Raw genomic sequence first — 12,740 nt, forward strand, 5'->3', positions numbered from 1 at the left:
CTCCCGCTGTCGGTCAGTCGGCGTCGGTCCAGTCGGTCCCACCGGTGTCACCTGTCCGGTGTGCCCCGGCTCTCATCCCCCATTCACCGATTCTGACCGCCGTGCCCGACTTCAGCCACCACTCACCCGCAGCCTGTGGACAACACTCCCGGATTCCCGGCCCCGCAATACCGCATAACGGTCATATTTACTCCTAGTCTGACATTGCGCTCGTCCATCTTGTCCACAGGACTTGCGCTCCCCTCCCGCTCCGGCTATTGGGAAGGACGGCCCACTTCCATGCCCGCAGATCTCGCCGTCATCGGACTCGGTCACCTCGGCCTGCCCCTCGCCCAGGCCGCCGTCGCCACCGGCATCGCGACCATCGGCTACGACCCCGCACGCGCCACCGACCTCGCGGCCGGCCGCCTCCCCGGCGACGGCGCCGAGGGAACCCTGACCGCCGCCGACATCCGCCGGATGCTCTCGGGGGGCTTCCGGCCGACCGGCGACCCCGTCGAACTCGGCCGCGTCCGCACCGCCGTCATCTGCGCCCCCGCGCCACTCGGCGCGGACCGCTCCCTCGACCTCGCGCAGCTCACGGACGCCACGCGCGCCCTCGCCACCCGCCTGCGCCCCCACACCACGGTGATCATCGAGACCCCGGTCGCCCCCGGCACCACCGAAGGCGTCCTGCGCCCCCTCCTGGAGGACGGCTCGGGGCTGCGCGCCGGCCGCGACTTCCACCTCGCCTACTCCCCCGGCCGCCTCGACCCCGGCAGCCGCACGCACGCGTACGCCACGACCCCCAAGGTCATCGGCGGCCTCACCCCCGCCTGCACCGAGTCCGCCGCCGCCTTCTACGGCCGCCTGTCCGACAAGGTCGTACGCGCGCGTGGCCCGCGCGAGGCCGAGACCGTCCAGCTCCTGGAGACCAACTACCGCCACGTCAACATCGCCCTGGTCAACGAGATGGCCGTCCTCTGCCACGACCTGGGCGTCGACCTGTGGGACGTCATCCGCTGCGCCGAGACCAAGCCCTTCGGCTTCCAGGCATTCCGCCCCGGCCCCGGCGTCGGCGGCCACGGAGTCCCCCAGGACCTCTCACGCCCGCCCCTCCCGGTCCGCCCCCTGCGCATGGTGGAACTGGCCCAGCAGGTCAACCAGCACATGCCGCAGTACGTGATCCAGCGCGCCGCCACCCTCCTCAACGAACACGGCAAGTCGGCCCGCGGCGCCCGCGTCCTGCTCCTCGGCGTCACGTACAAGCCCGACGTCGCCGACCTGGAGGGCACCCCCGCCCACGAGATCGCCACCCGGCTGATGCAGTTGGGCGCGGCGGTCAGCTACCACGACCCGCACATCCCGTCGTGGAACGTCCTCGGCCACCCCGTCCCCCGCGCGGACTCCCTCTACGAGGCAGCAGCCGACGCCGACCTGACGATCCTGCTTCAGCAGCACCGCACGTACGACCTCCAGGGCCTGTCCGTGAAGGCCCAGCTCCTCCTGGACACCAGGGGCGCCACCCCGACGGGCGCGGCCCACCGCCTGTAGAAGCCCTCTACTAAGAGGTGTAACGGCCCTCCACGGAGACCTGTAGTGGCCCTCTACGCAGATGGGGCCCGCACCGAACCGGTGCGGGCCCCATCTGCGTAGAACTGCGTCAGCGGCGGTGCTGCGAGTCCGCCACCGTGACCTCGACGCGCTGGAACTCCTTGAGCTCGCTGTAGCCGGTCGTCGCCATGGCGCGCTTGAGGGCGCCGAAGAAGTTCATCGAACCGTCCGGGGTGTGCGAAGGCCCGGTGAGGACCTCCTCCGTCGTACCGACGGTCCCGAGGTCGACCTTCTTGCCGCGCGGCACGTCCTCGTGGACGGCCTCCATGCCCCAGTGGTGGCCCTTGCCGGGCGCGTCCGTGGCGCGCGCCAGCGGGGAGCCCATCATCACGGCGTCGGCGCCGCAGGCGATGGCCTTCGGCAGGTCGCCGGACCAGCCCACGCCACCGTCGGCGATCACGTGCACGTACCGGCCGCCGGACTCGTCCATGTAGTCGCGGCGGGCAGCGGCCACATCGGCCACGGCGGTCGCCATCGGCACCTGGATGCCCAGCACGTTGCGCGTGGTGTGCGCGGCGCCGCCACCGAAGCCGACCAGCACACCGGCCGCGCCGGTGCGCATCAGGTGCAGCGCGGCCGTGTACGTGGCGCAGCCGCCCACGATGACCGGCACGTCGAGCTCGTAGATGAACTGCTTCAGGTTCAGCGGCTCGGCGGCACCGGAGACGTGCTCGGCGGACACGGTGGTCCCCCGGATCACGAAGATGTCGACGCCCGCGTCCACGACCGCCTTGGAGAACTGGGCGGTGCGCTGCGGCGACAGCGCGGCGGCGGTGACGACACCGGAGTCGCGCACCTCCTTGATGCGCTGCCCGATCAGCTCCTCCTTGATGGGAGCCTCGTAGATCTCCTGGAGGCGGCGTGTGGCGCTCTCCGTGTCCAGCTCGCCGATCTCGTCGAGGAGCGGCTGCGGGTCCTCGTAGCGGGTCCACAGGCCTTCGAGGTTCAGCACGCCGAGGCCACCGAGCTCCCCGATCCGGATGGCGGTGGCCGGCGACACGACCGAGTCCATGGGAGCGGCCAGGAACGGCAGCTCAAAGCGGTAGGCGTCGATCTGCCAGGCGATCGAGACCTCCTTCGGGTCGCGCGTACGGCGGCTCGGTACGACGGCGATGTCGTCGAAGGCGTAAGCCCGGCGGCCGCGCTTGCCGCGCCCGATCTCGATCTCAGTCACGTGTGTGGCCTTTCCCTCTGCGTTTCAGCGCCTTCCAGTATCCCCGACATACGCGCCAGGGGCGGCCCCGGGGAACCCCGGGACCGCCCCTGACCCTGTCTTCGACTGTCGGCGACTACTTGCTGCGGCTGTAGTTCGGCGCTTCGACCGTCATCTGAATGTCGTGCGGGTGGCTCTCCTTGAGGCCCGCGGACGTGATCCGCACGAACCGGCCCTTGGTCTCCATCTCGTCGATGGAGGCGGCACCCACATAGCCCATCGTCTGGCGCAGGCCGCCGACGAGCTGGTGCAGTACGTTGGCCAGCGGGCCGCGGTAGGGCACCTGACCCTCGATGCCCTCGGGCACGAGCTTGTCGTCGGAGGCGACCTCGGCCTGGAAGTAGCGGTCCTTGGAGTACGACCGGCCCTGCCCACGGGACTGCATCGCCCCGAGGGAACCCATGCCGCGGTACGACTTGAACTGCTTGCCGTTGATGAACATCAGCTCACCCGGGGACTCCTCACAGCCCGCGAGAAGGCTGCCCAGCATCACCGTGTCGGCACCGGCGGCGAGCGCCTTGCCGATGTCGCCGGAGTACTGCAGACCGCCGTCACCGATGACCGGGACACCGGCGGCACGCGCGGCGAGAGCCGCCTCGTAGATCGCGGTGACCTGCGGGACACCGATACCGGCGACCACGCGCGTGGTGCAGATGGAGCCGGGGCCCACACCCACCTTCACGCCGTCGACACCGGCGTCGATCAGGGCCTGCGCGCCGTCACGCGTCGCGACGTTGCCGCCGATGACGTCGACGCCGACGCTGGACTTGATCTTCGCCATCCAGTTCAGCGCGTTGCTGTTGTGTCCGTGCGACGTGTCGACGATGAGGAAGTCCGCGCCCGCCTCGGCCAGCGCCTGAGCGCGCTCCAGGGCCTCGGGGCTCGCACCCACCGCGGCACCGACGAGGAGGCGGCCCTCGGCGTCCTTCGCGGCGTTCGGGTACTGCTCGGCCTTCACGAAGTCCTTGACCGTGATGAGGCCCTTGAGGACACCCGCGTCGTCGACCAGCGGAAGCTTCTCGATCTTGTGGCGGCGCAGCAGCTCCATGGCGTCGACGCCGGAGATGCCGACCTTGCCGGTCACGAGCGGCATCGGCGTCATGACCTCGCGCACCTGCCGGCTGCGGTCGGACTCGAACGCCATGTCGCGGTTGGTGACGATGCCGAGCAGCTTGCCCGCCGGGTCGGTCACCGGGACGCCGCTGATGCGGAACTTCGCACAGAGCGCGTCGGCCTCGGCCAGCGTCGCGTCCGGGTGCACGGTGATCGGGTCCGTCACCATGCCGGACTCGGAACGCTTCACGAGGTCGACCTGGTTGACCTGGTCCTCGATCGACAGGTTGCGGTGCAGCACGCCGACGCCACCCTGTCGCGCCATGGCGATGGCCATGCGGGACTCGGTGACCTTGTCCATCGCCGCCGACAGCAGCGGAATGTTCACGCGCACGTTGCGGGAGATGCGGGACGAGGTGTCGACCGCGTTCGGGAGGACCTCGGACGCGCCCGGCAGCAGCAGCACGTCGTCGTAGGTCAGCCCGAGTGTCGCGAATTTCTCGGGCACTCCGTCGACGTTTGCAGTCATGACACCTTCCCCAAATGGCCTTGATCGGTGCGGATGTCCATGCTAACGGGATCCGGAGGTGTCTCATTCCACGATCAAGATCACCAAGCAGATTTGTACGTTCACACGTGCGCGGCCCGCGCCCTGCACAGGGGGAGTCCCACGCGCGCGTGGCGCGTCTCACTCATCGGGTCGCGGCTTGGGGCACTGCTTGAAGCACTGCTCGGCTCGCTGTTTCGGCTCGCCGGTCCAGCTCGCAGTTTCAGCTCGTCGGTTCGGCTCACTGCTCGGCGAGCGCCCGCAGTCGGCTGAGTGCGCGGTGCTGGGCGACTCGGACGGCGCCCGGCGACATGCCGAGCATCTGTCCCGTCTCCTCGGCGGTGAGGCCGACGGCGATCCGGAGCAGCAGCAGCTCGCGCTGGTTCTCCGGAAGGTTGGCGAGGAGCTTCTTCGCCCACTCCGCATCGCTGCTGAGCAGGGCCCGCTCCTCCGGTCCGAGCGAGTCGTCGGGCCGCTCCGGCATCTCGTCGGAGGGCACGGCGGTGGAACCGGGATGCCGCATGGCAGCGCGCTGCAGGTCGGCGACCTTGTGCGCGGCGATGGCGAAGACGAACGCCTCGAAGGGGCGCCCGGTGTCCTTGTAGCGCGGCAGCGCGAGGAGCACCGCGACACAGACTTCCTGCGCGAGATCCTCCACGAAGTGCCGTGCGTCACCCGGCAGTCGGGTCAGACGGCTGCGGCAGTAGCGGATCGCGAGGGGGTGGACGTGCGCGAGAAGGTCGTGCGTGGCCTGCTCGTCGCCCTCGACGGCGCTGTGGACCAGTGCACCGATGGCTCCTGGGCCGGCTGCCTCGTCGTCGCGCATCGGTCCATGGTGCCTTGACGGCGTCCGGTCCGTGGCACCGCGTCCGTAGTTGTGCACTGAAGCGTTATGAGCAGGTGCGCCGGAACTCATCTCGTGCGCCCTCCCCTTCCGCTCGACCGACTCGTCCCTGAGGAACTCCACAACTCAAGGATGCGGCATGTCCGGCGAAACGAGGACCGGCGGCCGTCCGCAGCCCCGTCCGCCCTGGGGCGGACGGGGATCGCTGTGCCCCCGCGGCGGCGCATCGTGGGCCTTAGCGGACAAGGCCCCAGCGGAATCCGAGCGCCACGGCGTGCGCGCGGTCCGAGGCGCCGAGCTTCTTGAAGAGGCGGCGTGCGTGCGTCTTGACCGTGTCCTCGGAGAGGAAGAGCTCGCGCCCGATCTCCGCGTTGGACCGGCCGTGACTCATGCCCTCGAGCACCTGGATCTCACGCGCCGTGAGCGTCGGCGCCGCACCCATCTCGGCCGACCGCAGTCTGCGCGGCGCGAGCCGCCACGTCGGGTCGGCGAGCGCCTGCGTGACCGTGGCACGCAGTTCGGCGCGCGAGGCGTCCTTGTGCAGATAGCCGCGGGCACCGGCCGCGACGGCGAGCGCGACACCGTCCAGGTCCTCGGCCACGGTGAGCATGATGATGCGCGCACCGGGATCGGCGGACAGCAGCCGCCGGACCGTCTCGACGCCACCCAGACCGGGCATGCGTACGTCCATCAGAATCAGGTCCGAGCGGTCGGCGCCCCAGCGGCGGAGGACTTCCTCGCCGTTGGCCGCGGTCGTCACGCGCTCCACGCCGGGGACGGTCGCGACCGCGCGGCGGAGCGCTTCTCGGGCAAGCGGGGAGTCGTCGCAGACGAGGACGGATGTCATGACCGTCCTCCGCAGCTGATGCGCGTCACCTTGGGCCTCCAGGCTGGTACGAATCGTCACCTGTGCGGTCGACGCTCTCGGACACATGCCCGAGCGCTTGTTCTTTCAACCGCCTCCGCACTCTCAACGACGGTCACCCGAAAGAGTTACGGGTTCGGCGGTCTGCTTCGGCACTCTACGTGAGGGACCGGATACAGAGCAGACGGCGCAAGCGACCCACAAGGTTTCGCCACAATGCATGCCCCATTTAGCCGTTTTTCTTCACTTTCAGTGGTGTCTGAGGCTAGATTCGTAATGAGTCATATTTTCATCTCCTTAGACAGTAGATGTACGGTTCTTGGGCACCGTATCCGCGTCAGAACGGCTACAAGGGGACACAGCAATGGCAGATTTCTCCCGCCTTCCCGGACCGAACGCAGATCTATGGGACTGGCAGCTCCTCGCGGCCTGCCGCGGGGTGGACAGCTCGCTCTTCTTCCATCCGGAGGGAGAACGGGGAGCGGCGCGCAGCGCACGCGAGAACTCGGCCAAAGAGGTCTGCATGAGATGTCCGGTGCGCGCGGAGTGCGCTGCTCATGCGCTCCAGGTACGCGAGCCGTACGGCGTGTGGGGCGGGCTGACCGAGGATGAGCGCGAGGAGCTCATGGGCCGCGCCCGCAACCGGCTCGTCGCCGCCGCACCGGCGTCGGCGGGCGGCGCCCCGCCCGTGGTGAACAACTGACGGAAACGTTTCTTCACGGTGGGCACGCAGTTGCGTGCCCGCGGGCTTGTCAGGGCCCGATCACGGGTTCGTCAGGGCCCGATCAGCGGGCCGCGGCCCGCGCCAGGTGGTCGAGCGTGGCTGCCACGGCCGGCACCTGGGCCAGGTCGGGCAGTGTGAGGGCGACGATCTCGCGCTGCACAGCCGGCTCCACCGTCACTGTGCGTGCACCCTTGGGCCGTACGGATTCAATGGCGAGCTCCGGCAGGACCGCCACACCGAGGCCCGCGCCGACCAGGCCGATCACCGCCGGATAGTCGTCGGTCGCGAAGTCGATGCGCGGCGTGAATCCCGCATCCTCACAGACCTCCACCAGCTGCCGGCGACAGCGCGGGCAGCCCGCGATCCAGGGCTCGTCGGCCAGCTCGCCGATGGAGACCGCGTCCGACTTGGCGAGACGGTGCCCCTCAGGGACAAGGCCGACGAGACGGTCGGCGAGCAGCGGACGTACGACGAGGTCGTCCCAGTCCTCCGCGGCCTGCGCCCCTTCTCCCTCCCGTCTCCCACCACCGCCCTTGTCCGGAGACGCTTCGCGCCGCCCCTCGTATCTGAAGGCCAGGGCCACGTCGCAGTCGCCCTCGCGCAGCATCTCGACCGAGCGCGGCGGCTCCGCCTCCACGAGGGAGACGCGGGTGCCGGGGTGCGCGGCGCGCAGGGCGGCCAGTGCGGTGGGGACGAGCGTGGAGCTGCCGCTCGGGAAGGAGACGAGGCGGACTCGGCCGGCGCGCAGGCCCGCGATGGCGGCGACCTCTTCCTCCGCCGCGGTCAGCCCGGCCAGGATTCCCGCCGCGTGCCGCACCAGGGCTTCACCCGCCTGAGTGAGGCGCATTTCGCGCCCCGTGCGGATGAGGAGCGGGGTGCCCGCCGAGGATTCGAGGGCCTTCATCTGCTGGCTGACCGCGGGCTGGGTGCAGCCGAGCTCGCGGGCGGCCGCCGAGAAGGAGCCGGTGGCGGCCACGGCGCGCAGGACACGGAGGTGACGGGCCTCGATCATTCCTCAAGCATAAGGGGGCCTTGGGTGCAACAGGAAATATTGCGTCGACGCTTTGACGCCGCGTCGCCTAGCGTGCCGTCATGAAGCTTCTGTCTCTGAATGTGGGTCGCCCCGAGGCCAGCGAGCACACCGACCAGGCCGAGGGTGTGACCGGAATCGACAAGCAGCCGGTGCCGGGCCCCGTCCGGGTGGCGGCGCCCGGGCCCAAGGGGGTCGGCGCCAGCGGTCTCGAGGGGGACGCCGTGTGCGACTTGCGCCATCACGGCGGCGACTACCAGGCGGTCTACGCCTTCGCTCGCGAGGACCTCGACGAGTGGCAGGGCACGCTCGGCCACGACCTGCGCAACGGCTCGTTCGGCGAGAACCTCACGACCGAGGGTGTCGACGTGACGGGCGCGAAGATCGGCGAGCGCTGGCGCGTCGGCTCCGACCTGGTCCTCGAGATCACCTCCGGCCGGATCCCCTGCCGCACGTTCCAGGGCCACCTCGGCGAGAAGGGGTGGGTCAGGCGTTTCACCGCGCGGGCCGCCCCGGGCGCGTATCTGCGGGTGATCGAGCCGGGCGCGATCCGGGCGGGCGACACGATCGAGATCGTGCACCGGCCCGACCACGAGGTGACCGTCGCCTTCCAGTTCCGCGCCGTCACGACCGAGCGGGAGCTGCTGCCGCGGCTGCTCGTCGCAGCGGACGTGCTCGACCCCGAGGCGGTCCAGACGGCTCGTACGTACGTGGCCAAGTACGGAGACGGGGGCGCGGGGGGCGACGCGACGCAGGGGTAGAGCGGGCGTGGCCGCGTGGTGGTAACGGACGTGGTCCGCACGGCGGTTGCGGGTCCGGCCGCACGCCGGCTGCGACACCCGCCGGACCACGCGCGGGGGGCTCCCGAGCGTGGTCATGCCCACGGCGGTCACTGGGGGGGTGTCCGGCGGATCATGGCCGGGGCCCCCTAGCCTGGCCCCATGACTACCGCTCTGATTACGGGATCCACCTCGGGGATCGGTGCCGCGTTCGCGCGCCGGCTCGCCGCGGACGGCCACGACCTCGTCCTGGTGGCGCGTGACACCAAGCGGCTGCGGGAGCAGGCCACCGAGCTCCACGACCGGCACGGCATCGAGGCCGAGGTGCTCACGGCGGACCTCGCCACCGACGAGGGCATCGGCGCGGTCGAGGCGCGGCTGACCGACCGCAAGCGTCCGGTGGACCTGCTGGTCAACAACGCGGGCTTCGGCAACAAGGGCCAGTACCTGGAGGTCCCGCTCGCCGACGAGTTGACGATGCTGAAGGTGCACTGCGAGGCGGTCCTGCGGCTCACGTCCGCCGCGGTGGCGCCGATGCGTGAGCGCGGCAGGGGCGGCGTGGTGAACGTGGCGTCGGTGGCGGCGTTCGTGCCGCGCGGGACGTACGGCGCGTCGAAGGCGTGGGTCGTGCAGTTCACGCAGGGCGCGGCGCGGGACCTGGCCGGCAGTGGTGTGCGGCTGATGGCGCTCTGCCCGGGCTTCGTCCGTACGGAGTTCCACGAGCGGGCCGCGATGGGCACCGACAACATCCCCAAGTGGATGTGGCTCGACGCCGACAAGCTGGTGGCGGCGGCGCTCGCCGATCTGGCGCGCGGCAAGTCGCTGTCGATCCCGGATCCGCGGTACAAGACGCTGATGGGCGTCGTGAAGCTGGCGCCGCGCGGGCTGCTCGGCGGGGTCACGGCGAAGACGGGTCGCAAGTACGGGCCGCAGTAAGGCGCGGCGAGTCCGGGGCCGGGGCGGGGGATACCTCGGCCCTCGCCCGGTCCCGCCGGCTCGTTGCACGCCGGTCCCGCCGGCTCGTTACACGGCGGTGGGAAGATGGAGCTGTCCGGACCTTACGCAGGGGGCTCAGGGGGGCCGGAGGCGGCGTCATGACGTTTGTGCAGGTCATCGACTGCAAGACCAGCCGATTCGACGAGATGAACCAGCTCATGGACGCCTGGGCGGACAAGGCCCAGGGGAAGCGGACCGCGACGCACAGCGTCATCGGCAAGGACCGGTCCGACGACACCCACTTCATCGAGATCGTCGAGTTCCCGTCGTACGAGGAGGCCATGCGGAACTCGAACCTTCCCGAGACCGACACGATCTTCCGGGAAATGGTCGCCCTCTGCGACGAGATGCCCACCTTCACCGATCTGGACGTGGTGCGGGACGAGCAGTTGTACGCGGGCAACGCGCGCCGGTTCTTCGAGACGGTCGCCACCGAGGGTGAACTGCCGCCGCTCGACGGCCTGCTCGCGGAGGACTACCACGGTCACGATCCCGGCAACGTGGCGGACACCATCGGTCTCGACGCGATGCGGCGCGAGATCGAGATGTACCGCGGCGGGTTCGACTTCGAGTTCACCGTCGACGACCAGATCACCGAAGGCGACCGGGTGTGCACGCGGTGGACCTTCAGCGCCGAGCACAACGGCAACTTCATGGGGATCCCGGCGACGGGCAAGCAGGTCACGATGACCGGCGCGACCATCTTCCGGTTCCAGGAGGACGGGAAGATCGTCGAGGGCTGGTGGCACAACGACCGGCTGGGGCTGATGGCCCAGCTCGGCGCGCTCGACGAACTCGAGGGCTGACCGGCGGCCGTGTCGCGGGGCGCAACGCCGAGGCCCGGCCCCGCGACAAGCGCGGAACCGGGCCTCGTACGAACAGGCGCCAGTGCGACCGGCACCGTACTAGTTGCTCAGTGCACTAGTGGGAGTGGCCGTGACCGTGACCGCCGGCCTCGGGCTCCTCCTCCGCCGGCTTCTCGACGACCAGGGTCTCGGTCGTGAGCAGCAGCGAAGCGATGGACGCGGCGTTCTCCAGGGCGGAGCGGGTGACCTTGACCGGGTCGATGACGCCGGCCTTGACCAGGTCGCCGTACTCGCCGGTCGCGGCGTTGAAGCCCTGGCCCTTGTCGAGCTCGGCGACCTTCGAGGTGATGACGTAGCCCTCGAGGCCGGCGTTCTCGGCGATCCAGCGCAGCGGCTCGACGGCGGCGCGGCGCACGACCGCGACACCGGTGGCCTCGTCGCCGGTCTTGTCGAGGTTGCCCTCGAGGATCTTGACGGCGTGCACCAGAGCGGAGCCACCACCGGAGACGATGCCCTCCTCGACCGCGGCGCGGGTCGCGGAGATGGCGTCCTCCAGACGGTGCTTCTTCTCCTTGAGCTCCACCTCGGTGGCGGCGCCGACCTTGATCACGCACACGCCGCCGGCGAGCTTCGCGAGGCGCTCCTGGAGCTTCTCGCGGTCCCAGTCGGAGTCCGTGTTCTCGATCTCGGCCTTGATCTGGTTGACGCGGCCCTCGACGTCGCCCTTGACGCCGCCACCGTCGACGATCGTGGTGTCGTCCTTGGTGATGGTCACGCGGCGGGCGGTGCCGAGCACGTCCAGACCGGCCTGGTCGAGCTTGAGGCCGACCTCCTCGGCGATGACGGTGGCACCGGTGAGGGTGGCCATGTCGCCGAGCATCGCCTTGCGGCGGTCACCGAAGCCGGGCGCCTTGACGGCGACAGCGTTGAACGTGCCGCGGATCTTGTTCACGACCAGGGTCGACAGGGCCTCGCCCTCGACGTCCTCGGCGATGATCAGGAGCGGCTTGGAGCCACCGGCCTGGATGACCTTCTCGAGCAGCGGCAGCATGTCCTGGATGGAGGAGATCTTGCCCTGGTTGATCAGGATGTACGGGTCCTCGAGCACGGCCTCCATGCGCTCCTGGTCCGTCACGAAGTACGGAGACAGGTAGCCCTTGTCGAAGGCCATGCCCTCGGTGAAGTCCAGCTCGAGCCCGAAGGTGTTGGACTCCTCGACGGTGATGACACCGTCCTTGCCGACCTTGTCCATCGCCTCGGCGATGAGCTCGCCGACCTGCGAGTCCTGGGCGGACAGACCGGCGACAGCGGCGATGTCGGCCTTGTCCTCGATCGGGCGGGCGGTCGCGAGGAGCTCCTCGGACACGGCCTTGACCGCGGCGTCGATGCCCTTCTTCAGGGCGGCCGGGGAAGCGCCGGCGGCGACGTTGCGCAGGCCTTCCTTGACCAGGGCCTGGGCGAGCACGGTGGCGGTGGTGGTGCCGTCACCCGCGATGTCGTTGGTCTTGGTCGCCACCTCCTTCACCAGCTGGGCGCCGAGGTTCTCGTACGGGTCGTCGAGCTCGACCTCGCGGGCGATCGTGACACCGTCGTTGGTGATGGTGGGAGCGCCGAACTTCTTGTCGATGACGACGTTGCGGCCCTTGGGACCGATCGTCACCTTGACCGTGTCGGCAAGCTTGTTGACGCCGCGCTCGAGGGCGCGACGGGCGTCCTCGTCGAACTTCAGGATCTTCGCCATGGAGCTGTTAGTCCTCTCGAACGAACTGCGCCCCCGACGCCCGGCATGCTGAGAAAAGTCGCAGCTGAGTAGCGGGGTGCCAGGGGCGCAGAACTAAAACAGTGGGTGAATTACTTCTCGACGATCGCGAGCACGTCGCGAGCCGAGAGGACGAGGTACTCCTCGCCGTTGTACTTCACCTCGGTGCCGCCGTACTTGCTGTACAGCACGATGTCGCCGGTCTGCACGTCGAGCGGCAGGCGCTCGCCGTTCTCGAAGCGACCCGGACCAACGGCGAGGACGACGCCCTCCTGGGGCTTCTCCTTCGCGGTGTCCGGGATGACCAGGCCAGAGGCGGTGGTCTGCTCGGCGTCGAGCGGCTGGACCACAATGCGGTCCTCGAGCGGCTTGATGGCAACCTTGGAGCTGGTGGTCGTCACGATCCGACCTCCCCCTTCGGAGATCACGGGGTTAACTGTCTGAGGTGGCGACCAGGTGGATCCGTCGTCGCGGGTGCCGGACCTGCCCGTCGCTATTGGCACTCTCCAGTGGGGAGTGCCAGGGCCGAGA

12 protein-coding genes are annotated in these 12,740 nt (G+C 69.7%); 5 read left to right on the top strand and 7 right to left on the bottom strand.

What is annotated here, in order from left to right:
* The first annotated feature begins 279 nt into the window (after positions 1-279).
* Positions 280-1,533, top strand: a complete 1,254-nt coding sequence (locus OG698_RS20685; RefSeq protein ID WP_406104613.1) for a nucleotide sugar dehydrogenase — start codon at positions 280-282, stop codon at positions 1,531-1,533.
* Between the two features lie 109 nt (positions 1,534-1,642).
* On the opposite strand, the gene OG698_RS20690 is transcribed toward OG698_RS20685, so the two are convergent.
* The 4 genes from OG698_RS20690 to OG698_RS20705 all read right to left on the bottom strand — a co-directional run bounded on the left by OG698_RS20690 (position 1,643) and on the right by OG698_RS20705 (position 6,097).
* Entirely contained in the window at positions 1,643-2,767 is a 1,125-nt protein-coding gene (locus tag OG698_RS20690) for a GuaB3 family IMP dehydrogenase-related protein (RefSeq protein ID WP_100594838.1), read from the bottom strand.
* 115 nt (positions 2,768-2,882) lie between these two features.
* Positions 2,883-4,388 carry an IMP dehydrogenase gene (gene guaB / locus OG698_RS20695; RefSeq protein WP_100594839.1) on the bottom strand — a complete coding sequence of 502 codons (1,506 nt, stop codon included), beginning with the start codon at positions 4,386-4,388 and terminating at the stop codon, positions 2,883-2,885.
* A 259-nt stretch (positions 4,389-4,647) separates the two neighbouring features.
* Positions 4,648-5,232 (bottom strand): sigma-70 family RNA polymerase sigma factor, encoded by a 585-nt coding sequence (locus OG698_RS20700; protein ID WP_324903690.1) that lies wholly within the window; start codon positions 5,230-5,232, stop codon positions 4,648-4,650.
* Positions 5,233-5,485: 253 nt separating this feature from the next.
* Positions 5,486-6,097 carry a response regulator transcription factor gene (locus OG698_RS20705; protein WP_003948568.1) on the bottom strand — a complete coding sequence of 204 codons (612 nt, stop codon included), beginning with the start codon at positions 6,095-6,097 and terminating at the stop codon, positions 5,486-5,488.
* A gap of 382 nt (positions 6,098-6,479) precedes the next feature.
* Here OG698_RS20705 and OG698_RS20710 point away from each other — a divergent pair, with 382 nt between their 5' ends.
* Positions 6,480-6,818, top strand: coding sequence for a WhiB family transcriptional regulator (locus OG698_RS20710; protein WP_100594840.1), 339 nt, complete (start codon positions 6,480-6,482; stop codon positions 6,816-6,818).
* A gap of 82 nt (positions 6,819-6,900) precedes the next feature.
* On the opposite strand, the gene OG698_RS20715 is transcribed toward OG698_RS20710, so the two are convergent.
* On the bottom strand, positions 6,901-7,851 hold the full coding sequence (locus tag OG698_RS20715; protein WP_406104615.1) for a LysR family transcriptional regulator: 951 nt from the start codon (positions 7,849-7,851) through the stop codon (positions 6,901-6,903).
* A gap of 80 nt (positions 7,852-7,931) precedes the next feature.
* On the opposite strand from OG698_RS20715, the gene OG698_RS20720 reads away from it, so the two are divergent.
* The 3 genes from OG698_RS20720 (at position 7,932) to OG698_RS20730 (ending at position 10,450) form a co-directional block, all read left to right on the top strand.
* Positions 7,932-8,630, top strand: coding sequence for an MOSC domain-containing protein (locus OG698_RS20720; RefSeq protein ID WP_406104617.1), 699 nt, complete (start codon positions 7,932-7,934; stop codon positions 8,628-8,630).
* A 180-nt stretch (positions 8,631-8,810) separates the two neighbouring features.
* Positions 8,811-9,584 carry an SDR family NAD(P)-dependent oxidoreductase gene (locus OG698_RS20725; protein WP_399971114.1) on the top strand — a complete coding sequence of 258 codons (774 nt, stop codon included), beginning with the start codon at positions 8,811-8,813 and terminating at the stop codon, positions 9,582-9,584.
* A gap of 158 nt (positions 9,585-9,742) precedes the next feature.
* A complete protein-coding gene (locus OG698_RS20730) occupies positions 9,743-10,450 on the top strand; it encodes an ester cyclase (protein ID WP_406104619.1) in 708 nt (235 codons plus the stop codon).
* 115 nt (positions 10,451-10,565) lie between these two features.
* Here the strand turns inward: OG698_RS20730 and groL are convergent, their stop codons facing one another.
* Both groL and groES read right to left on the bottom strand, forming a co-directional pair.
* Entirely contained in the window at positions 10,566-12,191 is a 1,626-nt protein-coding gene (groL, locus tag OG698_RS20735) for a chaperonin GroEL (RefSeq protein WP_399971112.1), read from the bottom strand.
* 110 nt (positions 12,192-12,301) lie between these two features.
* Positions 12,302-12,610: a co-chaperone GroES gene (gene groES, locus OG698_RS20740; RefSeq protein ID WP_073810087.1), complete on the bottom strand. Its 309-nt coding sequence runs from the start codon at positions 12,608-12,610 to the stop codon at positions 12,302-12,304.
* Between the last annotated feature and the right edge of the window lie 130 nt (positions 12,611-12,740).

Origin of the sequence: Streptomyces sp. NBC_01003, from assembly GCF_045162695.1 — a bacterium.
Lineage (GTDB): Bacteria > Actinomycetota > Actinomycetes > Streptomycetales > Streptomycetaceae > Streptomyces.

Coding starts and splice junctions, on each gene's coding strand:
- OG698_RS20685 (WP_406104613.1), top strand. CDS start 280: ATGCCCGCAGATCTCGCCGTCATCGGACTCGGTCACCTCGGCCTGCCC.
- guaB (WP_100594839.1), bottom strand. CDS start 4,388: ATGACTGCAAACGTCGACGGAGTGCCCGAGAAATTCGCGACACTCGGG.
- OG698_RS20700 (WP_324903690.1), bottom strand. CDS start 5,232: ATGCGCGACGACGAGGCAGCCGGCCCAGGAGCCATCGGTGCACTGGTC.
- OG698_RS20705 (WP_003948568.1), bottom strand. CDS start 6,097: ATGACATCCGTCCTCGTCTGCGACGACTCCCCGCTTGCCCGAGAAGCG.
- OG698_RS20710 (WP_100594840.1), top strand. CDS start 6,480: ATGGCAGATTTCTCCCGCCTTCCCGGACCGAACGCAGATCTATGGGAC.
- OG698_RS20715 (WP_406104615.1), bottom strand. CDS start 7,851: ATGATCGAGGCCCGTCACCTCCGTGTCCTGCGCGCCGTGGCCGCCACC.
- OG698_RS20720 (WP_406104617.1), top strand. CDS start 7,932: ATGAAGCTTCTGTCTCTGAATGTGGGTCGCCCCGAGGCCAGCGAGCAC.
- OG698_RS20725 (WP_399971114.1), top strand. CDS start 8,811: ATGACTACCGCTCTGATTACGGGATCCACCTCGGGGATCGGTGCCGCG.
- OG698_RS20730 (WP_406104619.1), top strand. CDS start 9,743: ATGACGTTTGTGCAGGTCATCGACTGCAAGACCAGCCGATTCGACGAG.
- groL (WP_399971112.1), bottom strand. CDS start 12,191: ATGGCGAAGATCCTGAAGTTCGACGAGGACGCCCGTCGCGCCCTCGAG.